The organism is Corynebacterium sp. MSK150, assembly GCF_030229215.1.
Lineage (GTDB): Bacteria > Actinomycetota > Actinomycetes > Mycobacteriales > Mycobacteriaceae > Corynebacterium.
Map to the genome: position 1 here is coordinate 35,654 of NZ_JASPHM010000015.1, position 22,123 is coordinate 57,776.

A 22,123-nucleotide genomic window follows, 5' to 3' on the forward strand; every position below is an offset into this window, starting at 1 on the left:
TAACACCAAAAATCCCCTCCAGGGTGTGACTGCACACGCTGGAGGGGATTTGCATATAACCTGCACAAGGTAGACAAATCGAGGAAGTAGAGGAAGCTAGCTATGGGAAAGCACGCTGAACCACGGCAGCCGGAGGACAATGGAATGTCGCAGTATCCGGCGAGTGGGGAAGAAGGGGGCGTCGGCAAGCAGGGCATGGGCCGTGGCAAGCTGATCGCTATTATCGCGGCCATCATTGCGGTGGCGTTGGTCTTGCTGCAGGTAGTGCTGTACCTGGCGCGCGATGATGAGGATGAGGCGGGTTCGGCGCCGGAGACGGTGGCCAGCGAGAGTGCAGCGGAAAAATCCGGACCGAAGTCCGATGCCTTTGTGGATGATTCGGGCCAGCAGGAGCACGAGTATGAGGCCGCGCCTGGTGAGTTCAAGGGCTTTGAGGGCATGTCCGTGGGCATCGATGGCGAGTACGCGGCCGTGGACCCCGTACAGGTCACGGACCAGGGCGTGCTTTTGCCGCCACACGACGTCACCCGCGTGGGCTGGTACTCCGCCTCCGCAGTGCCGGGTGAGCCGGGAAATGTGGGATCGAGTGTGATTACCGGCCACATTAACTACCAGGGCCAGGGCACTGGTTATGCGGAGAAGTTCACGAAGCTGAAGAAGGACCAGGAATTTACCGTGGTCATCGACGGCCAGGAGCGCACCTTCCGCGTAACTGAGGCGCCGTACCGCCTGCCTAAGGGCTCCGGATTCCCTGATGTGGTTAACGATAAGGAAGGCGAGAACCGCCTTGTTCTGATTACCTGCGGCGGCCAGTTCGTTGGTGGCGCGCTGGGTTATGAGGACAACATCATCACTGTGGCGGAGCCGGTAGGCGAGCCAGAGCAGCCCGCCGAGCAGCCGGCAGGGGAGGCTCCGGCCGAAGCCCCAGCCGAGGCACCGGCTGAGGCACCTGCAGCCTAGGCTGAAACTCCTACGGCGCCCTGTGGAATTGCCCACAGGGCGCCTTTGCTTATCCCGCTCACCTGGCATGTAGGTGGTGGGGTTGGGGCCTAAATATGAAATAATTTAGGGCAGTAAACGCCGCTGCCTGCGGCTTAGAAGGAGCATTTATCATGGATAATCCAGGCGAGATCGCCGGTCATATTGGCACGCCGCTGACCAGCAATGCCACCAAGGTATTGCTGCTGGGGTCGGGCGAGCTGGGCAAGCAGCTGGCCATGTCCTTCCAAAACTTGGGCTTGGAGGTCCACGCCGTGGACTCGTATGCGGGCGCGCCGGCGCACCAGGTGGCTCAGTATAGCTACGTCGCCGATATCAAGGACGCCGGGCGCATCCTGCAGCTGGCCCAAGAGATTCAGCCGCATTTTGTGGTTCCGGAGGTAGAAACCGTTGCGGTAGAAGCGCTGGAGGAGATGGAGGCGCATAGCGACGCCATCGTGGTCCCCTCCGCCCGCGCCTGCGCCATGACGCAGGACCGCCAGTGCGTGCGCGAGGTGGCGGAAAATATCGGGTTGCCGGTTTCCGCCTATCGCTTTGCTAGCTCCGTGGAGGAGCTGGAAGAAGCGGTGGGGGAGCTGGGCTTTCCGTGCATTATTAAGCCGGACGTGTCCACCTCCGGCAAGGGCCACATGATTGCCCGCGATGAAGAGGATGTGCGCACCGCATGGGAGACCGTGCGGCGCGTGTCCTCGGATTCGCAGCGCGTAGTGGCCGAGCGTTTCGTGGACTTTGACCTCGAGGTCACCCTGCTGGCCATCCGTTCCATCGATCCGGCCACGGGCAAGTTGGCCACGTGGTTTAGCGAGCCTATCGGTCACCGCCATGAGCGCGGTGACCTCGTGGAGGAGTGGCAGCCTACCGGCATGAGCGAAATCGCGCTGGAAAACGCACGCTCGGTGGCTGCCCGCATCTCCAATGAGTTGGGCGGGCGCGGCGTGTACTGCGTGGAGCTCTTTGTTGCGGGCGATGACGTGTACTTTTCCTCCGTGTCCCCGCGGCCCTCGGATACGGCGATGCTTACCGCCTACACACAGCGTTTTTCCGCCTTTGACCTGCATGCGCGCGCGATTTTGGGCTACCCCATCGACGCCACCTTGGTCACCCCGGGTGCAAGCGTGGTCATCCACGCGGACGAGGAGCTGAATGAGGTGGCATATACCGGCGTCGCCGCGGCCCTCAACTACGCCGAGACGGACGTCAAACTCTTTGGCAAGCCGGGGGCCTACAAGGGCCGTCGCATGGGCTTGGTGTCTGCCACCGCGGAAAGCGCGGAGGAGGCACGCGACCGCGCAGCACTAGCGGCGCACAAGATCGAGGTGACCTCCACGCCGGGCCTGTTGGCCCAGGGCGGTGCGCGCGGCATCGAGCCGGAGGCGGATAACGTCCCCGATATCGAGGTCGTGGAGTACGAGGGCGGCGTGGAGCTCGACCCAAAGCTCGCTTCCGGTGTGGACGACGCCGACTAGGGAGCGGGGCGCAGCATCGGCTGGTGGGGGACTCCCTCGTCGTCGAAAAGCTCGCCTACCGGAGTAAATCCAAAGCCGGCGTAGTAGTCCACGAGGCCGGCCTGCGCTTCCAGGTAGAGCGGCTGGCCTGGGTGCATGCGCTCGCCAAGGTCGACGGCCGCCTGGAAGAGTTCGCGGCCGAGGCCCGTGCCGCGCGCGGCGGGCGCGAGCGCGAAGCGGCCGATTTGGGCGCCGGCGGCGTCGGCAAGCGCGGCGTCAGTGGGCGCGGCCGGAAGGACGCGGGCCGTGCCAAGCAGGTCATGGGAATCCGCATCCCAGGCCAGCAGGTGCACGGTCTGGGGATCGGCGTCGGTGGCGTCGATCTCGGCGTACGGGCAGCGCTGCTCGTGCACAAAGACGTCCACCCGCAGCTTGTAGAGCTGGTGGACGTCCAAGGCCGCCAGCTGCCCCAGGGGCGCGGCGGTAATGATATGCGGCACGGGTTAGGCCTGCGGGCCGGCGTGCTTGACCATCTCGTCCCACTCGACGATCTTGATGCGCTCGCGGCCGTGCGGCTCACCGGCGGCGCGCTCGGCAGCATCCAGGCGGTGCCAGCCTTCCCAGGTGGTCACGGCGATATCGCGGGAGGCCAGGAAGTCCAGGATATCCTGCGGATCGCGCTTGGTGGCCGGCTCCAAGTCGCCGGCCTTGTAATCGGCGATGAGCATGGTGGTGGTGTCCTTGGCATCGGACTTGGTATTGCCGATGAGACCCACTGGGCCGCGCTTAATCCAGCCGGTGGTGTAGAGGCCGGGGATCTTCTCGCCATCGACATTGGCTAGCACGTGGCCGCCGTCGTTGGGCATGGTGGCCTGGGTTTCGTCGAAAGGTACGCCGTCGACGGACTGCGGGTGGTAGCCCACTGCGCGGTAGACCGCCTGCACCGGCCACTCGGTGAACTTGCCGGTACCGGTTACAGTGCCATCGCCGTTGAGCTCGGTGCGCTCGGTCTTAATGGCGGTGACGTGGCCGTCCTCGCCCAATACCTCTACCGGGGACTCGAAGAAGTGGATATAAAGCTTGTGCGGGGCATCGCCCGGCTCGCGCATGGCGTAGGACTCCAGCGTCTGGCACACCAGGTCAGTGGACTTGGCGGCGCGGCGGGCCTCTACAGAAGCCTCGTCATACTCGATGTCCTCAGGGTTGACGATGACCTCGATGGTCGGGGACTCGTCCAGCTCCTTAAGCTCCTTTGGCGTGTACTTAGCCTGCGCCGGGCCGCGACGGCCAAAGACGTGGACCTCCTTGGCGCGGTTCTTCTTCAGCGCTGCGTACACGTTATCCGGGATCTCAGTAACCAGCAGCTCATCTGCGGTCTTGGCCAAGATGCGGGAGACGTCGAGGGAAACATTGCCCACGCCGACGACGGCAACGGATTCTGCCGAGAGATCCCAATCGCGCTCGAAGTTGGGGTTGCCGTCATAAAAGCCCACAAACTCGCCTGCGCCATGGTTGCCCTTGAGATCCTCGCCTGGGATGCCCATGTGCTTATCGGCGGTGGCACCGGTGGCGAAGATGATGGCGTCATAATACTCGCGCATCTCCTCGACGGTGATGTCCTTGCCCACCTCGATATTGCCGAGGAAGCGGATCTCTTCCTTTTCCATAACGTTGTGCAGGGACTGCACAATGCCCTTAATGCGCGGGTGATCCGGTGCCACGCCGTAGCGGATCAATCCAAACGGCGTCGGCATCTTTTCAAAAAGATCGATCTGCACATCGAGGTCGGATTTCACTAGAAGATCAGAGGCGTAGATGCCGGCCGGGCCGGAGCCGACCACGGCGACGCGCACAGGGGTAGTCATGTGTTGTAGGTGTCCTTTCTTTCGTTTTGCTGCATATTCTACGCGGTCACTATGCGATAAAAACCACAGCATTACTAACCCCAGTTTAGGGAGGTCACGATAGGGCATAGGAGGGGGTAAATCGCGTACAGTGGAATAGTCACCGCGTGTTAATAACTGTGACGTATGACATGAAGTTATGACGCGCGTTAATTGTGTTCAAGTGACCGTGAATGAAAGGTAATTTGCATGTCTGCATCCCATTCCGCAGTTATTAGCGCTATTGGCCGGGGCTTCGATGGCCTCGACGTGCCGGCCCTGGCACAAGAACTGGGCGCGGAGTTCATCCGCCTCGAAGACTTCGATGCTACCGTCAGCGCCGTCCTGGCTAACGCGCCTGCCGCCGAGAACATCGTGGCGCAGGGTACCGGCGATATCGCCTTCGATGCCGAGACAGCTGCTGCCCTCGGCCTGCCGCTGGCCATCATTTCCGGCGCCCCACAGCGCACCGGCGAGCTTGCCCAGCACAATGCGGAATCCCTGGGTGCCACCGTCGCTGGCATCTTCACCGACCTGGAAGCGGTTCCGGGCGCACTTGCTGCGCTTGGCGACGTCTCCCCGGTCATGTCCGCAGACCTCTTCCAGAAGCAGCTCATCGACCAGGCCCGCGCCGCCGGTTCCCACATCGTCCTGCCAGAGGGCGACGATGACCGCATCCTCGAGGCTGCCCACGTGGTGCTGCGCGATAAGGTTGCCAAGCTGACTATCCTGGGCAACGAGGCCGATATCAAGGCCCGCGCCGCAGAGCTCAAGCTCGACCTGGCTGGTGCCGAGATCATCAACCACCTCGAGTCCCCGCTGGCAGAGGAATTCGCCGCTGATTTTGCTGAGCTGCGCAAGAAGAAGGGCGTTACCCTCGAGCAGGCTCGCGAGACGATGCAGGACATCTCCTACTTCGCCACCATGATGGTGCACAAGGGCTTGGCCGATGGCATGGTCTCCGGCGCTGCTCACACCACCGCGCACACCATTAAGCCTTCCTTCCAGATCATCAAGACCAAGCCGAACGCTTCCGTGGTCTCCTCCATCTTCCTGATGGTCATGCGCGGCCGCCTGTGGGCCTTCGGTGACTGCGCCGTCAACCCGAACCCCACCGCCGAGCAACTGGGCGAGATCGCCATCGTCTCCGCACAGACCGCCTCCCAGTTCGGCATCGACCCGCGTGTGGCCATGCTGTCCTACTCCTCCGGCACCTCCGGCTCCGGCCCGGACGTTGACCGTGCAGTGGCCGCCGTGGAGGCCGCCAAGAAGCTGGATTCCTCCGTCAAGGTGGATGGTCCGCTGCAGTTCGACGCCGCCTGCGATCCAGGCGTTGCGGCTAAGAAGATGCCGAATTCTGAGGTTGCCGGTCAGGCAAACGTCTTTGTCTTCCCGGATCTTGAGGCCGGCAATATTGGCTACAAGACGGCACAGCGCACCGGCGGCGCGCTCGCTGTAGGCCCTATCTTGCAGGGCCTGAACAAGCCGGTTAATGACTTGTCGCGTGGCGCGACCGTTCCGGACATCATCAACACCGTTGCAATCACCGCTATTCAGGCTGGAGAGAAATAAATGTCATACGTTCTGGTCCTTAACTCAGGTTCTTCCTCCGTTAAATTCCAGCTGGTCGATCCCGAGTCCAGCGCCACGGATACCCCGCTGGTCTCTGGCCTGGTCGAGCAGGTTGGCGAGCCCCTCGGCGCCGTCACCGTCAAGACCGGTGGTGAGAAGTACAAGGAAGAGCTGGAAATCCCTACTCACTCCTTCGGCCTTGAGCGCGCTTTTGCCATCATGAGCGAGCACAACGTTGGCCCGACCGACGTGGATGTTATCGCCGTTGGTCACCGTGTTGTTCACGGCGGCCGCCTCTTCTCCGAGCCACAGCTCATCGTGGACCAGATTGAGTCCATGATTGAAGACCTCATCCCGCTGGCTCCGCTGCACAACCCGGCCAACCTGGACGGCATTCGCGTGGCTCGCAAGATGCTGCCGGATATCCCGCACGTTGCCGTCTTCGATACCGCTTTCTTTAATACCCTGCCGCCGGCAGCTGCGCTGTATGCCATCAACAACGAGGTGGCATCTAAGTACGATATCCGCCGCTACGGCTTCCACGGCACCTCTCACGAGTTCGTCTCCCAGCAGGTGCCGGCCCTTTTGGGCCGCGACCCGATGCACACCCACCAGATCACTCTTCACCTGGGCAACGGTGCTTCTGCTGCAGCCATCCGTAATGGCCGCGCCATCGATACCTCGATGGGCCTGACCCCGCTGGCCGGTCTGGCTATGGGTACCCGTTCCGGTGACATTGACCCGGGCATCATCTTCCACCTCGTCCGCCAGGCGGGCATGAGCGTGGATGAGATTGACAACCTGCTCAACAAGCAGTCCGGTGTCAAGGGCATCTCTGGCGTTAACGACTTCCGTACGCTGCGCGAGCGCATCGACAACGAGGACCAAGACGCTTGGCTGGCTTATAACATCTACATCCACCAGCTGCGCCGCTTCATCGGTTCCTACATGATTTCCCTGGGCCGCGTGGACGCCATCACCTTTACTGCCGGTGTGGGCGAGAACGATACCGAGGTTCGCCAGGATTCCCTGTACAACCTGGATATGTACGGCATCCACTTTGATAAGGAGCGCAACCTGGTCCGTTCCGACCAGCCGCGTATGATCTCCACCGAGGATTCCCCGGTCAAGGTCTTTGTCGTTCCGACCAACGAGGAGCTGGCTATCGCTCAGAAGTCCGCCGAAATCGCCGCAATGGCGCGTGAGGCTGGCCTCTACAAGTAAAGACTCTCACGTCCAGTTAGAAGCTGGAATGTGAACGCGAGGCGTGCGATCCATAAGGGACCGCGCGCCTCGTTTTTATCTCTGAACCTAGTACAGCAACCGTTTCGTTTATTGCGTTTATTTTGTAAGGTGGGGGTATGAAGGACTTGCAAAATGGCGGGGCTACTCGGGATACCAGCCAAGCGGAAGAGGCTTTATTAAGGCTCAATTCTGTGTTGGAGGCAAAAGATTCACCGGCACCAGTGGATATATTCGTGCAAGGAACCGAGCAAATAATCGCAATTCCGCGAGAGATCGCTGAAACCCTGCAGAAAGTTCTCGCCATCGAAGCGGCAGGGAAATCGGTCCGCGTAGTGCCAGAAGAATCCGAGTTCACCACGCAACAGGCAGCAGACTTTCTAAATGTTTCGCGGCCACACGTTGTAAAGCTCATTGATGAAGGGAGCCTTCCCGGCTACAAAGTAGGTTCCCATCGGCGTGTGAGTCTTGCGGATCTGCAGAAATACAAGAATGAAAGAGATGCCCGTCAGCGCCGTGCCGTAGCTGAATTGACAGCCTTATCGGAGGACCTGGAGCTATATTAGTGGGGCGGTTGACGGTAGTTTATGACGCCAATGTGCTCTACCCGAGCATGCTCCGTGATGTCCTGATAAGGGTGGCTGGTAGCGGTGTATTCCGTGCCCGATGGACGGAGAGAATCCTAGATGAAGTCTTTTTCAACTTGCAGCGCAATCGCCCTGATTTAAACCCTAAGAAGTTATCCCGCACCCGTAGATTGATGTGTTTAGCGGTCGAGGACTGTCTTGTGACTGGATACGAGGAATTAATCGATGATCTATGGCTACCAGATCCGAATGACAGGCATGTCCTAGCGGCAGCAATTAGTTGTGGTGCTCAAAGTATCATTACTGAAAATGTAAAAGATTTTCCTTGTTCCATTCTTGATGGTTTTGGCATTAGACGGCAGAGCGCCGATGAGTTCTTGTGCGAGTTGATCGCTTCTTCGCCCGCGACTGTGCAGCAATCGATTGAGGACGCGGCTGCCACTTTTCAAAAGCCACCGCGAAGCGTGGACGATGTCCTAACGGCATTAGCGTCATCGGGAACACCGAGGGCAGTCGAAATGCTTCGTTCTTAAATTTTTAAACGTGTCGTCTGATTTATGCAGCGCAGGATGGCCTAGAAGATGTGCCGCTTGCGGGGCGGCTGTACGAACCTGTGTAGCGATTAGAAGGTGGTGACGGGGCGGACCTGGTTGGCTAGGTCAACGAGTGCGTAGCGGTGGCGGCTAAACGGCGCTTGGCGGGCGAGGGCACGGAGTGTCTCGGAGAGACCTGTGCGCAGACCACGCTGGGTAAAGGCGTATTCGAAGAGATCGTTGGGTGAAGCGGCGCGGGAAAGATCGGCATTGCGCAGGAAGTTCAGGCCAGCGGAAATGACGGCGATCTTGATCTGCAGGAAGCGCGGCTCGTTGGTGGGCACCTCTTCGAGGCGTCGGGCAGCGCGGCGAATGCGGGATTCGGAAAGGTCCTGGACGATGAGCTGGAGGATCGTCGTCAAGCGGGCCATGCGGTAGTGGCGCGACGCATTGGGAACCTTGTCGAGGACCACGACGGCTACCTCCACTTGGCCCTCGGAGCGCAGCTGGCGGGCGAGGCCAAAGGCGGAGGAGACGGTGGTGGGGTTGGTAGACCACACGATCCCGTAGAGGCGCATGGAGTTAAAGCGCAGCGCGGCCGGATCCTGGGTGACGTGGTTCCAAATTTCGGGTTGGCCCTCAAAGGCGGAGTTGGGGAGATCAGCCAGGGTGGAGTGCATATTGGAGCATGCACGGGCCACGGTGGGGTCAATGAGAGAGGTATCGCTGTAATCGAGCTGTTGCAGAATGAGCTCGTTGATGGCGGCGATGGCGAGCTTGGGGGCCGCCTCGCCCGGCAGGAGGTCGAGGACGGTAGAGAAGTATCTTTGGGCGTCGCGGTAGTCGTCGTGAAGCAGCTCGGTAATTCCGGCGTACCACTGGAAGCGCCAGTCTTGGCCAAGGCGGTCTTCGATGGAGCTAAGCCACTGGCGGGCCTGGCCGGTATAGCCAAGGTCAATCATGGAGCGCACCACGCCTAGCGGGATTTCGGCCGAGTGCTCGTACTCGGGGGTCTGCATGGCCTGGCGGAGGGTCTCCAGGGCTTCCTGTGGCTCGGCATAGGAAGCACCCTGGAGGAGGCCGGCGCCCACATCGTCGCGGTCCAGCAGCGGGGTGGGCAGGGCGGAGACGACCTCGGGGGCGGTGATTTGGACGGTGCGATCGATGCCGTCGATAAGCTGGTCGGTGCGAAAGACCAGGTGTTTGGTGCCAAAAGTGGTACGTTGCGGCGAAAAGAGCGAGTGCTGGGACGGATATTGGAGGCCGTCGCGGATGGCAATGACCTCGCGCAGAACGCCGTAGAGCTGGGTGCGCAGCTCTTTGATGGAGGTAAAGCGGCGTTTTGGGTCCGGGTCGGTGGCGCGCTGTAACAGGCGGTACAGCGAGAGGAAGCGGCGCAGTTCCGGCTCCTCGGTGGGGGTAGGAATGCCCGGCAGATAGACGCCGTCCTCAGTAGGCAGCTTGAGGCAGAGCGCAGCCAGGGTACGGCCGATGGTGTAGATATCGCTGGCGATGGAGGGCCCTTCGGTGGCTACCTCTGGGGCCTGGTAACCCTTGGTGCCGTAAATATAGCCAAAGGCGCCGATTCCGGAAACCGCTCCCAAATCAATGAGCTTGACCTGGTCCTCGGTGACGATGATGTTATCGGGCTTAAGGTCGTTGTAGACCACCCCGCGCGAATGCAGGTATTCCAGCGCAGGCAGGATTTCTAGGATATAGGCGATGGCGATATCAACCGGCAGGAGCTTATCGGGTTGCTTTTTGCGCCTGTTTCTTAGCGACGGCCCGCCAACGTACTCCATGACAATAAAGCCACCGGGTACTCGCTCGTCATCGATAAAGTTGAAAATCTTGACGATACCGGGGTGGGTAATATCCGCGAGAAACTCGCGTTCGGCCACCGCAGCGGCGGTTTCATCGGCCGATTTTTGGGCCTGCATACCTTTGAGAACCACCACTCTTCCCGAGACAAAGTGGTCATTGGCCAGGTAAATCCATCCCATGCCGCCATGGGCGATAACGCCCAGGATTTCGTACTGGCCGGCCACCACGTCGCCGGGCTGCAGCTGCGGCGGCGGGATCTTTTTGCCGGATGTTTTCTCGGCCGGATCGATCAGGGCATCGGTGGGTTCGGACGGGGTGATAAAGGGCAGCCGCACCATGCCATCGGCCACGCGGCGCTCGGTGCGGTGGGTGCCGCGGCGCTCACGGAAGGTATCGAGTGCGCGGCGGCGCGAGCGTTGCGAGGAATCCTCTTGGGCCTTCTGGGCGCGCTGCTGTTCGCGTTGGGCGCGGATATTATCCAGATCCGCCAGAAGGCTGGAGATGTGGTCTGGGTCGATGGAACCATCGCCATCTTCATCGTCGTCCGCGAACGGATCGAAAGCCACAGCAGCGGTGCCGGTTTCTTCCCCGGACTCCTCATCGGCGAAGGGGTCAAAGGCCACGGCCGCAGTGCCCTCTTCCTCTTCGTCCGCAAAGGGGTTGAAAGGAACGGCGGCGGTGGCGGGGCCATTGTCCAGCGCATCCGGCTCCTGCGCGGAATTGGAGGCATCGGTGGGCTGGCGGAAGGCGCGCTGGGTATCGAGGTTCTCCGGTTCGATGTACTCGAGCTCGTCGTCGCTAAAATTCGGGTTATGGCTCATGGCTTAGCGTCCTCCTCGATGTACTTGCCGGCAGGCAGGGTGGGCTCTTCCAAGTAGGCGCCGAGCCACTCCTCAAAGATTGTGGACCACGTGCCGTCGCGGCGGATGCGCTCGAGCGTGGAATTTACTTGGCGCAGCAGCGGGCGGGTGTCATGTTGCTTGCTGGGGCGGCGCACGGCCACGCCGTAGTTCTCGGTCTCTAGCGGCTCGCCCACGATGGAGGTATAGGAGTCTTGGGCGGCCATGCCGGAGAGCAAGGCATCATCGACGACGATGCCGTCGGCCTGGTTAAGCTGCAGGGCCATCAGGCAATCGCCCCAGGAACGGGTAACCAAGAGATCGGACTTGGGGGCGTGCTCGCGGATGGTATCCAGCGCGGTGGACGCGCCTACGCCGCATAGGGTCTTACCGGCGGCGTCTTTCACGGACCTAATGCCGGAATTGGTGAGCACCAGCATGCGGGTTTGGGTTCTCATATAGGGAATGGAAAAGGCCACGTCGCGCTCGCGCTCAGGGCTAATGGTCATGGTGCGCACAATCATGTCCACCGCGCCGGTATTGAGGGCATCGACGCGGTCGGAGGATTCCACGAAGCGGAAGTCCACCTTATTAGGATCACCAAAGATATCGCGGGCAATCTCGCGGGCGATATCCACCTCGAAGCCGCGCACGTCGCCGGAGGCGGCATCGCGGTAGCTCATCAAGTTATTGGAACGATCCACGCCCACGATGAGGCGTCCGCGCTTGACGATGTCCGGCACCCGCTCCTTTGCCTTCTTATCATCCGGACGGTAGCTGCCCTTGATTTCCTCATCAGAGGCGCGGTGAGCTGCGGTAGATCCGGCCTTTTCAATTTCCGCTCCTTCCGGCAGCGGCGGGCCTGGCCGGGAATCGAGGGCGTGCTCGGCGGGTGCCTCCAGCGGAGGGGCGGTGCGAACGTCGCAGGAGCTCAGTGGAAGCGCGGCGCAGACGCAGGCAAGCGTGGCGAGGGTAAGGCGTGTGCGGCGCATTAGAGGTACTCCTGTAGTCGGGGACGGATGCCCAGCCACACGGCAATAATGGCGCACAAGGTCAGCAGGAACACGGCCGAGGACACCGCAGTCATGGCGGTCAGGCCGCGCTCCAAGTAGCTGCGCATGGCGATGCGCGCCTGGCCGATGAGATCCGAAAGCTCCGCGTCGAGCTCATCATAGGAACGCGCCGCGGTCATCTCGCCGTCCTTGGGCTCGGTGGCCGTGGCCTGGTAGATGGCCTCGTCATAGTCGCCCTCCTTAAGCGCACCCATGAGCTTGTCGTGAGTGCCACGCCACTGCTCGGCGGCCGCCCGGGCACTATGGATGAGTTCTGGGTCGGTGACTTCCACGTCCTCATCATTGAGCGCTTCCTCATAATCCTCCAGGGCCGCTTCGATGGAGTTGATGGAGCTGGAAAAACGCACCATCGTATCCTTCTCGGAGGAGCGCAGCACCAGCGCCAGGGTCTCGGAGGTGCGCGCCTGCTGCGCTTCAATTCGCGAGGCCGTGAGCGAATCCCACGGGCGCGAGGCCGTCTCAAAGCCCTGGTGGCCAGTGGACCAGGTGGCGAGGTTTGATAGCGCCACCCAGGAGATGGCCAAGAAAAGTAGGACGCTGGCCGTTAAAAAGCCGCGGTTAAAACGCCGGCGGGTCTGGCGCCACAGCCACCATTGGGCCACGGCTAGGAAGAAGAGCGCCGCCAAGAGGCCGGAGAGCGGCACCCATTGCGGGGAAGTGAGCTTTTGCTGCTGCTGATTCACCTTGGCGGTGGTCAGCTGGAACAGTTCGGAGGCAGCCGGCAGGATACGCTCGCGCATGAGCGCCGAGGCATTGGACATATAGGAATTGGCCACCGCATTGCCCGCCCGGTGATTGGCGCGGGCCTTTTCCACCATTGCGGTATAGACGGGCAGCTCGCGTTGGATAAAGGTCACCAGCTCGCGCACGCGGCCATCTTCTTGGGTGGTACCCAGTACGGATTCGGTGGCCGCTACGGAAGCGGCATCGATGGCCTCGTTATAGCTATCGCGGTTGTGCTCCGATTCCACGCCCGCCTGCACGAAGCCGGTGGTGGCCACGGTATCGGCCACCGAGAGCGAACTATAAAGGTGGTGCGCCGCATTCGACATCGGCTCGGTGGTGGTCAGCAGCTCGTCCAAGTCGGAGTGGCGGGCGGCGGAAGACTGGGACATCGATAAGCCGGCGGCGCCCAGGGCTACGGTGAGAATGAGCGTGACCGTAAAAAGCTTGCCTGGGGTGGTGGAGGCGAAGTAGTAGAAGCGGCGCAGCAGGCGCGCCGGGCCCGCGAACCATTCCATGGCGCGGCTACTGAGCCCGCTGAAGGCCGGGCCGGTGGGCGCGGTAACCTCATCGAGCCAGTGATCGCTCGGGTGAGCGTGCTCATCGTGCACGCTTTCTGCCCGGACTGCCTGCTCGGTCATTCACTTAGAATAGCGCCCGCAGTGTGCTGGGCGCCACCATATACCCGCGTGTGTGGCTAGGATAGGCAGCATGCATAACCCTCACAGTGGAGACGGCTGGGCGGCAGGCCCCGGCGGCATTCGCGTCTGGGGAAAATTTGGTGCCGCCGGCCTGTTCCTCGTCGCCGGGCGCAAGGTGCTCCTCCAGCACCGCGCCGCGTGGACCAATCACGGCGATACCTGGGGGATTCCGGGTGGCGCCCGCGATTTTACGGAGACGCCCACCCAGGCCGCTCTGCGTGAAACTCATGAAGAATGCGCGATTGCACCCCAGGACGTAGAGGTGCTCGACGCGCGGGTAACGGCCGGGCCCTATCCCGCGGCGGGGGATCTGCCGGGGGAGTGGACCTATACCACCGTCCTAGCACGCACGCGCACCGGCGCACCGCTTCCTACTACAGCTAATGAAGAGTCCTATGAGCTGCGCTGGGTACCTTTTGAGGAGGTAGAAAGCCTCCCCCTTCTGGCCGCCTTCCGCCACGCCTTTCCCACCCTGCGGGAGAGCGTGGAGGCATTGAACAGGTAAAGTTGCCGGATTTATGGCACGCTAGTGCCATGATCGAAGTAGAAGGACTGACTAAACAATATAAGTCTGTCCGCGCCGTTGATGATCTCACCTTTCAGGTAAAACCCGGCATGGTCACCGGGTTCCTGGGTCCCAATGGCGCGGGCAAATCCACCACCATGCGCATGATCCTGGGCTTGGATACTCCCACGGCCGGCAGGGCGCGCATCAACGGCAAGCACTACCACGAGCTGAAGGAGCCCCTGCGTGAGGTAGGCGCCTTGCTCGATGCCAAAGCGGTGCACCGCAACCGCAGCGCCGCCAACCATCTGAAATGGATTGCGCAGTCCAACGGCATTTCTACTTCCCGCGTTGACGAGGTCTTGGGGCTGGTAGGGCTTTCCGACGTCGCCGGTAAGAAGGTCGGCGGCTTCTCCCTCGGCATGGGCCAGCGCCTGGGCTTAGCCGGCGCGCTGCTCGGTGACCCCGGCATCCTCATCCTGGACGAGCCGGTCAACGGCCTCGACCCAGAGGGCATCCGCTGGGTCCGCCAGCTCGTGCGCGCCCTAGCCGATGAAGGCCGCACCATTTTGATTTCCTCCCACCTCCTCTCGGAGATGTCTCAGACCGCGGATCACCTCGTGGTCATTGGTAAGGGCCGCTTGGTGGCTGACCAGCCCACCTATGACTTTGTGAAGGACCACTCGCAGTCCTCTGTGCTGGTGCGCTCCGACCATCTCGATGCCTTTAGCTCCGCGCTGCGTGCCGAGGGCATCGCCTTTACCGAATCCACCGACGAAGAGGGCCGCCCCCGCCTGGTGATTTCCAACCAGACCACGGACTTCGTGGGCCAGCTGGCCTACTCCACCGGGGTGCCGCTTAATGAGCTCAGCCTCAAGCGCGCCTCCTTGGAGGACGCTTTTATGGAGCTTACTGGCGACGCCGTCCAGTACCACGGCTCCACCGGTGCCCCCGCGCCAGCGGCTGGCACTGGCGCCGCCACTCCGTTCGCTCGACCCACCCAGCAGGAGGTTTAATTCGCCATGCTGAATACCTTGAAGTCCGAATGGACCAAGCTGCACACCACCCGCTCCTTCTGGTGGACCACCTTCATATTCCTCTTCTTTGTGTGGGGCTGGGCTATCTTGAATGCTCGCCTTACCCAACCGGCAGAAACCCCCGAGGATGCAGCGTTGGGCATGGATGTTATCACCCCGGATGGCGCGGTGTCTGTTCTTTTCGGCCTCGGCCTGCCCGTGCTCATGATCCAAGCCATCATGATCGTGACCACCGAGTACCGCTATGGCACGCAGACCATCACGTTTATGGCTACCCCGCGCCGCTGGTCGGTGGCCTTGGTTAAGCTGCTCATGTACGCGGTTATCGCAGCCGCGCTGACCTTTATCGCCGTGGCGGGCGCCTACCTACTTACCGAGCTTTTTGCCCACGATGAGGTAGCCGCGCAATTCCACCCTTGGGACGATGAGATGGGCCAAAAGCAGCTGTGGAAGTACCCGCTGGCTGCCGCGCTGCTCGTCCTTTTCTCGCAAGGCTTAGGGTTGCTGCTGCGTTCGACGGCTGGTGCTGTAGCTATCGGTCTCATCCTCTTCCTCGGCGTGGATAATCTTGTGGCCAGCATCCCCAAGGTTGGCAGCAAGCTGGTTAACTTCATGCCGTTCAAGTCTTTCCAGTCTTGGCTTTGGGAGATAGATCCGGTGGATGCTCCGTGGAAGGAATCCTGGGGATTCTGCCTGGTATTTATTGCCTGGGCCGTTGTCCTGTGGGGCCTCGGTGTCATCTTGCTGCAAAAGCGCGACGCTTAGGCATCTCACCGCTTAAGCTCTTTACCGCCCCGTCCGGCAGTTCATTCGCTGCCTACCGGGGCGGTTTCTTGTCTCCGCAACGGCTTTCCTTTGAGGCTGGTGGCTAAGCCTAGAAGTTCGTCTGGGTTATCTGCGGGACGCTGTTAAGAAAGTGCCCTCTGTGCTGCGCGCACGAGTCGGGTGAGCGTGGCGGCGTCTAGCGCGTACTCGTAGTCTCCACCGCCCCCGTGGGCTTTGATAAACAGCGCGCAGGTGCGTGTCCTGGGCTTCATGAACAATGTCAGTCATTCCAACCCTTCTTATTCAATCCACCTTTGATTTGGCCCTTTGAGGCTTTCCGAGGCCCACCACGCAAGCAATAAGGTAGAAATCTGGAAGAAAATAATCCATCCAGTCGCTGCCCCTTGGAGGCTCGAAACGATTCCGGAAACGGTTAGGCCTAGTAGACATACGCCCGTTATAACGCCCCCAGCTGGGCTCATCGTCGTAGCCAAGAAAAAATAACAAACCCCACTAGCGCTATTAGGAGACAAAGCCATATAACCCATTCCTTTGAAGTGTCCCAGGTTTTGTTCCGTCTGAGTAGATGGGAAAATCTGGAATATGCCAAGAAAATTTGACCAGGATGCGAAGGACCGTGTGGTCTGTCTTGTAGAGGACCGTATCTTGGCGGAAAATATGTCGATGCAAGCCGCGTGCCAGGCAGTAGCTCCAAAGTTGGGGGTTTCATGGCACACGGCTCGTCAATGGACTTAAGCCTGCCCGTCGTGCGGGAAGCATCCCAGAACCTGTGCCTGAAGACTTGGCCGCGGAAAACGCGAGGCTACGCCGTGAAAATCAAGAGCTACGCGACACCAATGAGCTACTGAAGGCTGCCTCGGCTTTTTTCGCGTCGGAACTCGACCCAAAACGTCGGAATTGATCCGGTTCATCGATGAGTATCGGGATCGTTTCTCCATCGAGTTCATTTGCGAGACGTTAAACACCCACCGTGTTGGCGGTTTCATCACGTCCCGTGGATACCGCCAATCAAAAGCCCGTGGTATGAGTGCCCGCAGTCTTCGTGACGCTGCTCTAGTCGCGCACATCGCCGAGGTCCATGAAGAAAATTTTGGCGTCTACGGCATCCGTAAGATGTGGCATACTCTGCGCCGTGAAGGAATCGACATTGGCCGTGAACAGACCGCACGCCTGATGCGTCTTGCTGGAGTCAGAGGCAAAGGTGAAGGTAAGTCTCCTATTACTACCCGCAAGCCGAAGGGACCAGATCTGCGTTCTGATTTAGTTAATCGCAAGTTCAACGCCCCGGCACCGGCCCGATTGTGGGTGGCCGATATTACTTATGTGCGCACTAGAAAAGGATTCGTGTACACCGCTTTTGTTACCGACGTGTTCTCCCGAAGGATCGTCGGGTGGGCACTATCTGATTCAATGCGTACCGAGGCGCTGCCGCTGCAGGCGCTTAATCAGGCGATTGTCAGCGCGAAGGAAACAACGGGGCTGATTCATCATTCAGATCATGGCTCACAGTACGTCAGCATTGTCTACAACGAACGGCTGGCTGAGTATGGAATTGCTGCCTCTACCGGGACAGTAGGAGATTCCTATGACAATGCTTTGGCCGAAAACGTCAACGGTTCCTACAAAAATGAGCTGATTCATCGGCGGTCGTGGGACAGCGTGGTTGACGTGGAGATCGCGACGTTTGAATGGGTTAATTGGTGGAACGAGGTACGGCTTCACCAAAGTCTCGGCTATCGCACGCCAGCTGAGGTTGAGTCAGAGTTTTGGGAAACCAACCCAGCCCAAGAAATAATGGAAATCAAGGCAAATGCCTAGGAACAAAACCCGGGACACTTCAATCCACCAGACCTGCTCTCAGAGGGCTGATCCCGTGTCGACCTTCCATGATGCTGCCCCTGCCTGCGTTATCACTGATCTGACGATGCCCGCATTCCGGCGAGATTGTCTTGGGAAAACCGATGCTTAAGAAGGGGTGGCTGCGTCGATTCCTGCAGGGGCATCTTACATTGCTGCGTTCAATGCTCTCATCGCAATCGGCTCGATTTCCGGGTCTGGCCAGGGGCTCACCACCGAGATAAACGCCCCTTGGCGGTTTTCTCGGTCCAGCACCATATGCGCGCCGAAGCCTGAGGCGTAACCGTTATGCCACACCAGATGCCGATCACGCTCGTCTGCAACAAACCATCCTGCCGCGATAGATTCAGTGTCATCGGTGAAGCGAACACGGAATGCATCAGAGTAAGGATCCTCATTGGAGAGAAGGGCTGACAAGATCGTGGCAAAGTCCCGGGCACTTCCCCGGATCGCTCCAGCAGGTCCGTAGCCTTGTCCAGTCCAAGGCCGCTGTTCGGTGCCCCACACTGTAAAAGCTTTAACGTCATACGGAAGGTTACGCTGTCCCGGTTGCTGAGCTCGTAGGCGTGGACATCCCAGCGGTATCGCCAGCCTGTTGCGCACAAGGTTGAAATAGTCTGTGCCGTTGGCGGCTGCCAAAGCATGCCCTAACGCCGAGGCTGCGAGGTTGGAATAGCTGAAACGGCCAGGATTACTAACACGCGATTTTCGAAGCTGATTTATCAATGCCTCGACGCTCTCCGGTTGCGGGTCACCACCTATCAGTACAGCGACTAAAGCCCTGGCTGCTGCACGAGTTGCCCCACCTGTGGCCGGCAGACCCGAGGTATGAGTCAGACAGGACTCCAAAGTTGCTTCACCGGCGGCTGTTCCTGCCAGTGGGAGGTAGTCAGCAAGCCGGTTATGCGGTGATATGAGCCCGGCATGGACCATCTCGGTGTAAATCAGGCCGTTGAGAGCTTTGCTGATTGAACCTATGTGGAACGTATCGTTCAGATCACATCCAATGGTAGCGATGCGAGCACCTTGCGGACCGACTGCCGCGAGACAAGCTGCATACACGGGGCGGTTTAGCGGCAAGGCTTCCAACAATAAAGCGGCGAGAGAAGTGTCACCATTTGACGCTGACACGTTTGTAAGACGGGCGGGCCTCTTCATACCTGGTCAGCATACCAGCGCCGAATCTCGCAACCGCCCACTCTCGTATGAGGGTAAAAATGCAAAGAAAAGCCCCCGGCTACAACCAGGAGCTTTCAAGTAACGTTTACATTCTTACCACTAGAATGGGGCAGCTCTTTTCTCGTTGAACCGATCAAGCAGGTAGTGGCACCAAAGAAGTGCAGACGATAGTGCTAAATTAGCCTGACTGTCGCTGGCAGCACGCAGCCCGGCCATGCCGTGTCCTTCATCTGTGTCCTCTCGTCGCATTTCTGAAGTGCCCTCAACGATTTTGTTCATGGCTTTGCGGATTCCTGTGAGTCCTTGGGAAATTTTTCCCGCACCGTTGTCAACAACGATTCCTACCTCGGACATTGCATTACTGCATCGTTCGGCAGCTTGCATCTTCCGCACTAATTCTTCCGGGTGTCCTAGTTCCTGCAGCACGGCATCGGCAGTTGCCTCCATCAAATCTTTAGAGAATCCGATTACCTCGAGGTTATCTCTGTCCCGGACCAGCGCCCTGTTGAGTTGCTTTATCTTACGATAAATTCCTTCCGTTGTTGATAGCCCATCAAGCTTCAGCTCATCCAGAGGAATGGCATCGCCGTGGGTTATTGTGTAGGGATCTTCTATGAACTCAAACCCGTCTTCTTGGCAGGCAGTGCGAATATCAGCAATTGTCAGATTGAATTCATACTCATCGGAAAAGCTATCAACGCTAGCCATTCGAATTATCTGAGATAGGGATCGCAGCCCCCTAGACGCCTGTTCCTGATCGCTCCAGTCAACCCGCTGAGACAGGCTAGAGAATATGCCCATTGAATCGTAAAGTCCTGGATTGCTTTTAATATCAGATGGATTCCTGTACTCAGGGTGAAAGAATCCATGACGGGCCCAGCTCATATACATATCGACTGGGGACACATACGGCGAGAGACTCAGAACAGCGCCTCGAATATTTGGGTTTACTAGATCCATTTTCCCTCTGACATCATTTTCCTCGATGCTTTGCTTCCTAGTAAGAGTTTATCTGGTTGCATTTTACAAACATTAATCTTGGATACATTCGACATTATTTTCTTGACCACTAGCCTTGCGATGGCTTATTCCGATGGGACAAACAGAAGGGCAAACCAGGGGTGCTTACATATGATGTTGATCACATATTGATAAAATGCATTGTTTATTCAATTCCTTGGTGGTATGATTTTTTAAACAAAAAATCATACCACCAAGGAATTGAAGATATTTCATAAGGGTTTCCGCCAGTCGAAACATTCTTGTCGGGGGGGGAATTTTATACTTTACCCTTTAGGTATTAGAAATCGATACCTAAAGGAGAATTGACATGAAGGTTTATTCGAACGAGATCACGAGTAATGAGGCGTCAGCGATTATGGCGGCACTTCCCGACGGTAGGAGAAATACCTACCTGGGGATTGCCCAGAAGAACTCTTCCTCAGACCTAACCATTGCAGCCGCTCGATTATATATTTGGAATGGCTATCTTGCTTCCGTTGTGGATAGAGTAACTGGCGAGGTTGAAGTTTTACTCAGAAACTGCATTGATGCAGGATTTTCCGAATGGAATTGCGCTCCGCAGCAAAAGGGCTCTCGCGAGTGGTTACTCTTTCCAGAAGGAGTGCTTTCGGAAATCGTAGCCCCAGTTGGAAATAAGCCGTTAACTGAATATGCCCACCTCGACACCGTACAGGGAGTTCCGGTGCACGATGATTATGTTGCTGGCCTAACTTTCGGCAATTGGGTCCACCTTTTGCCCAAACCACACGCTCAGGGAAATAATTCCCGTGTCATTCTTTGGAACGAAGCATTAGAACCGAGGGTTCGGGGGCTGAACCGCGTAATTTTTCAGAAGCGCGCAATGTTTGTGAAAGATATGCGAAACCGCGCTACGCACCGACGCCCCTTGGTTAAAGATATTAGTGCGATCGAAAAAGTGCATCAGAGTTGCGTTGAACTTTCTAGAGCTATGAATCCTGAACTGGGCGAATGGATTCGTAACGAGCGATGGATTCCTGAAGCACTTGAGCAATCGCCGTTAAAATGAAGATGGCCCCATAAAATGGGGCCAGAGCTTAATTGCCTTTCGGCTTGATAACCCTAAGAATACGACTTTTTCTAGAAAAGTCAATTCCAACCCTCCGCAACGAAAGCCACCGTAAGCTTCCGTTTCGTAAAGTACACCCTATTGTTATGTGAGTTTATGCCGGTAAGTTACGTGTAAATAAGATAGATTCGGCCATTGTTTTACACCTGCATAGTGGGGTTTAGGCCTTAGTTATGCGGAAAGGGGCCTTACCTCTCTTTGGTGGACACCTGATATCCATCCCAGTCGGGCTGGGGAAGGTAATCTACCAAACAGGGGCCAGGTCCCCCGCTTTGTGACGCATAGCCTAACCCAAGAATCAGACAACGGTAGAAGCACTTTCGAACGAACGATCTAGAAGGACAGGAAAGGAACGAAAGTACCCACCTGTTTGAGGTCAATCATTAGGTGCCAGAATTTTGCATTAGAGTCGACAACTCTATCGTTTCTGAGGCTGTTTTTTGAGTATTGAAAATTTTCCGGACATGAGATCTATTATCCCTGAGAATATTGCGATGATGCCTATCCAAGAACCTGTTACATAGATGAAAAGTGTGCCGAGGAGTATGGCTGAGCAGCTAACTACCTTCAACTGTTTAGCTCTTCTGTCATTGGATTCGTCAGGCTGATAGATCACGGCAATTATGAGATCAACAGCGGCAAAGGCTAGAAAAATATACGAGATGTTTGTGTAACCGAGTAAAGCAAAGACTCCCGAAATCACCAGCACGGCAATCCCAGCAAAGCCAATCAAACGGCTCATCAAAAAGCACTCCAAAACATTGTTTGATAGTAAACGTCTCCTTAACTCTATTCGAAAGGCGAGGTCAATCCAATGAAAAAGAAGGTAACGGGATTTGTGCTCGCTCTGAGCATTGCGCTCGGAGGGGCTCATTCGGCTGGGGCTGCCGAATCGACAACGGGAACTACCGAAAAAGTCGGTGCGAATGTCGAAGAAACCACTATCACTACAGAGGGAGCGTGACAACAATCAGTGGCCCTGATGGTGTTACGACATTGGTAGAAGATGCTGTGGCGAACACGATCACCATTAATAGCCCAAATGGAGTGACTGTTTTGAATCGTAATGAGGTGCTCGGTTTTGAAGAACAGGGTGAATACGGGCCGGTTACGGCAGCCCGAGCACGTGGAATCGTTACCGACTGGAGAGTTGAAGTGCCCCGAGTTTTGTTCCTAGGCATTTGCCTTGATTTCTATTATTGCTTGGGGTGAGTTCTGCTTCCAAAAT

General features: G+C 58.2%; 19 protein-coding genes and 1 pseudogene. 12 read left to right on the top strand and 8 right to left on the bottom strand.

Translation table 11 applies throughout. From position 1 onward, the window contains the following. Positions 1 to 102: 102 nt before the first annotated feature. Positions 103 to 960 (top strand): class F sortase, encoded by an 858-nt coding sequence (locus QP941_RS09685; protein ID WP_284868789.1) that lies wholly within the window; start codon positions 103 to 105, stop codon positions 958 to 960. A 152-nt stretch (positions 961 to 1,112) separates the two neighbouring features. Then, complete coding sequence (purT, locus tag QP941_RS09690; RefSeq protein ID WP_284868790.1) at positions 1,113 to 2,465, top strand: formate-dependent phosphoribosylglycinamide formyltransferase; 1,353 nt, start codon at positions 1,113 to 1,115, stop codon at positions 2,463 to 2,465. Here the strand turns inward: purT and QP941_RS09695 are convergent. Together QP941_RS09695 and QP941_RS09700 are read right to left on the bottom strand one after the other, a co-directional pair. After that, positions 2,462 to 2,944 carry a GNAT family N-acetyltransferase gene (locus QP941_RS09695; protein ID WP_284766688.1) on the bottom strand — a complete coding sequence of 161 codons (483 nt, stop codon included), beginning with the start codon at positions 2,942 to 2,944 and terminating at the stop codon, positions 2,462 to 2,464. The two genes, purT and QP941_RS09695, sit on opposite strands and share 4 nt — an antisense overlap. Positions 2,945 to 2,947: 3 nt before the next feature. Further along, positions 2,948 to 4,309, bottom strand: a complete 1,362-nt coding sequence (locus QP941_RS09700) for an FAD-dependent oxidoreductase (protein WP_284868791.1) — start codon at positions 4,307 to 4,309, stop codon at positions 2,948 to 2,950. Positions 4,310 to 4,537: 228 nt separating this feature from the next. Between QP941_RS09700 and pta the strand changes: the two genes are divergently transcribed. The 4 genes from pta (at position 4,538) to QP941_RS09720 (ending at position 8,261) form a co-directional block, all read left to right on the top strand. Further along, the gene (pta, locus tag QP941_RS09705) at positions 4,538 to 5,899 is read left to right on the top strand and encodes a phosphate acetyltransferase (protein WP_284844487.1); all 1,362 of its coding nucleotides are present in this window, start codon (positions 4,538 to 4,540) and stop codon (positions 5,897 to 5,899) included. After that, on the top strand, positions 5,900 to 7,123 hold the full coding sequence (locus QP941_RS09710; RefSeq protein ID WP_238801400.1) for an acetate kinase: 1,224 nt from the start codon (positions 5,900 to 5,902) through the stop codon (positions 7,121 to 7,123). Between the two features lie 137 nt (positions 7,124 to 7,260). Further along, the gene (locus tag QP941_RS09715) at positions 7,261 to 7,707 is read left to right on the top strand and encodes a helix-turn-helix domain-containing protein (protein WP_239278284.1); all 447 of its coding nucleotides are present in this window, start codon (positions 7,261 to 7,263) and stop codon (positions 7,705 to 7,707) included. After that, on the top strand, positions 7,707 to 8,261 hold the full coding sequence (locus QP941_RS09720; RefSeq protein WP_284868792.1) for a PIN domain-containing protein: 555 nt from the start codon (positions 7,707 to 7,709) through the stop codon (positions 8,259 to 8,261). The genes QP941_RS09715 and QP941_RS09720 overlap by 1 nt, the downstream gene beginning before the upstream one ends. Positions 8,262 to 8,350: 89 nt before the next feature. Here the strand turns inward: QP941_RS09720 and QP941_RS09725 are convergent, their stop codons facing one another. Genes QP941_RS09725 through QP941_RS09735 form a run of 3 tightly spaced genes read right to left on the bottom strand, consistent with a single transcriptional unit; the run spans position 8,351 to position 13,361 of the window. After that, the gene (locus tag QP941_RS09725) at positions 8,351 to 10,906 is read right to left on the bottom strand and encodes a serine/threonine protein kinase (RefSeq protein WP_239278282.1); all 2,556 of its coding nucleotides are present in this window, start codon (positions 10,904 to 10,906) and stop codon (positions 8,351 to 8,353) included. Next, positions 10,903 to 11,916, bottom strand: a complete 1,014-nt coding sequence (locus QP941_RS09730) for a glutamate ABC transporter substrate-binding protein (RefSeq protein WP_284868793.1) — start codon at positions 11,914 to 11,916, stop codon at positions 10,903 to 10,905. The genes QP941_RS09725 and QP941_RS09730 overlap by 4 nt, the downstream gene beginning before the upstream one ends. After that, the gene (locus QP941_RS09735) at positions 11,916 to 13,361 is read right to left on the bottom strand and encodes a GlnX family signal transduction membrane protein (RefSeq protein WP_284868794.1); all 1,446 of its coding nucleotides are present in this window, start codon (positions 13,359 to 13,361) and stop codon (positions 11,916 to 11,918) included. Before QP941_RS09735 ends, QP941_RS09730 begins: the two co-directional genes overlap by 1 nt. Before the next feature lie 70 nt (positions 13,362 to 13,431). On the opposite strand from QP941_RS09735, the gene QP941_RS09740 reads away from it, so the two are divergent. From QP941_RS09740 to QP941_RS09755, 5 genes and pseudogenes are all read left to right on the top strand, one after another. Next, a complete protein-coding gene (locus QP941_RS09740; protein WP_005329848.1) occupies positions 13,432 to 13,926 on the top strand; it encodes an NUDIX domain-containing protein in 495 nt (164 codons plus the stop codon). 29 nt (positions 13,927 to 13,955) lie between these two features. Then, entirely contained in the window at positions 13,956 to 14,942 is a 987-nt protein-coding gene (locus QP941_RS09745; RefSeq protein WP_284844483.1) for an ABC transporter ATP-binding protein, read from the top strand. Positions 14,943 to 14,948: 6 nt separating this feature from the next. Next, entirely contained in the window at positions 14,949 to 15,728 is a 780-nt protein-coding gene (locus tag QP941_RS09750) for an ABC-2 transporter permease family protein (RefSeq protein ID WP_284868795.1), read from the top strand. A gap of 557 nt (positions 15,729 to 16,285) precedes the next feature. Next, positions 16,286 to 16,484 (top strand): annotated as a pseudogene (locus QP941_RS11645) (hypothetical protein). 162 nt (positions 16,485 to 16,646) lie between these two features. Further along, positions 16,647 to 17,567, top strand: a complete 921-nt coding sequence (locus tag QP941_RS09755) for an IS3 family transposase (RefSeq protein ID WP_350309284.1) — start codon at positions 16,647 to 16,649, stop codon at positions 17,565 to 17,567. 186 nt (positions 17,568 to 17,753) lie between these two features. On the opposite strand, the gene QP941_RS09760 is transcribed toward QP941_RS09755, so the two are convergent. Then, positions 17,754 to 18,764: a serine hydrolase domain-containing protein gene (locus QP941_RS09760; protein WP_284868796.1), complete on the bottom strand. Its 1,011-nt coding sequence runs from the start codon at positions 18,762 to 18,764 to the stop codon at positions 17,754 to 17,756. 120 nt (positions 18,765 to 18,884) lie between these two features. Beyond that, positions 18,885 to 19,493, bottom strand: coding sequence for an abortive infection family protein (locus QP941_RS09765; RefSeq protein WP_284821483.1), 609 nt, complete (start codon positions 19,491 to 19,493; stop codon positions 18,885 to 18,887). Positions 19,494 to 20,115: 622 nt separating this feature from the next. On the opposite strand from QP941_RS09765, the gene QP941_RS09770 reads away from it, so the two are divergent. After that, complete coding sequence (locus QP941_RS09770; RefSeq protein WP_284868797.1) at positions 20,116 to 20,835, top strand: hypothetical protein; 720 nt, start codon at positions 20,116 to 20,118, stop codon at positions 20,833 to 20,835. 478 nt (positions 20,836 to 21,313) lie between these two features. Here QP941_RS09770 and QP941_RS09775 read toward each other — a convergent pair whose 3' ends face one another. Next, positions 21,314 to 21,637, bottom strand: a complete 324-nt coding sequence (locus QP941_RS09775; RefSeq protein WP_284821481.1) for a hypothetical protein — start codon at positions 21,635 to 21,637, stop codon at positions 21,314 to 21,316. Positions 21,638 to 22,123: the final 486 nt, after the last annotated feature.

Bases quoted from the DNA above. Each gene is read 5' to 3' on its own strand.
- QP941_RS09750 (WP_284868795.1), top strand. From the start codon at position 14,949: ATGCTGAATACCTTGAAGTCCGAATGGACCAAGCTGCACACCACCCGC.
- QP941_RS09735 (WP_284868794.1), bottom strand. From the start codon at position 13,361: ATGACCGAGCAGGCAGTCCGGGCAGAAAGCGTGCACGATGAGCACGCT.
- QP941_RS09700 (WP_284868791.1), bottom strand. From the start codon at position 4,309: ATGACTACCCCTGTGCGCGTCGCCGTGGTCGGCTCCGGCCCGGCCGGC.
- QP941_RS09775 (WP_284821481.1), bottom strand. From the start codon at position 21,637: ATGAGCCGTTTGATTGGCTTTGCTGGGATTGCCGTGCTGGTGATTTCG.
- QP941_RS09745 (WP_284844483.1), top strand. From the start codon at position 13,956: ATGATCGAAGTAGAAGGACTGACTAAACAATATAAGTCTGTCCGCGCC.
- QP941_RS09710 (WP_238801400.1), top strand. From the start codon at position 5,900: ATGTCATACGTTCTGGTCCTTAACTCAGGTTCTTCCTCCGTTAAATTC.
- QP941_RS09740 (WP_005329848.1), top strand. From the start codon at position 13,432: ATGCATAACCCTCACAGTGGAGACGGCTGGGCGGCAGGCCCCGGCGGC.
- QP941_RS09770 (WP_284868797.1), top strand. From the start codon at position 20,116: ATGAAGGTTTATTCGAACGAGATCACGAGTAATGAGGCGTCAGCGATT.
- QP941_RS09730 (WP_284868793.1), bottom strand. From the start codon at position 11,916: ATGCGCCGCACACGCCTTACCCTCGCCACGCTTGCCTGCGTCTGCGCC.
- QP941_RS09715 (WP_239278284.1), top strand. From the start codon at position 7,261: ATGAAGGACTTGCAAAATGGCGGGGCTACTCGGGATACCAGCCAAGCG.
- QP941_RS09765 (WP_284821483.1), bottom strand. From the start codon at position 19,493: ATGGCTAGCGTTGATAGCTTTTCCGATGAGTATGAATTCAATCTGACA.
- pta (WP_284844487.1), top strand. From the start codon at position 4,538: ATGTCTGCATCCCATTCCGCAGTTATTAGCGCTATTGGCCGGGGCTTC.
- QP941_RS09760 (WP_284868796.1), bottom strand. From the start codon at position 18,764: ATGAAGAGGCCCGCCCGTCTTACAAACGTGTCAGCGTCAAATGGTGAC.
- QP941_RS09725 (WP_239278282.1), bottom strand. From the start codon at position 10,906: ATGAGCCATAACCCGAATTTTAGCGACGACGAGCTCGAGTACATCGAA.
- purT (WP_284868790.1), top strand. From the start codon at position 1,113: ATGGATAATCCAGGCGAGATCGCCGGTCATATTGGCACGCCGCTGACC.
- QP941_RS09685 (WP_284868789.1), top strand. From the start codon at position 103: ATGGGAAAGCACGCTGAACCACGGCAGCCGGAGGACAATGGAATGTCG.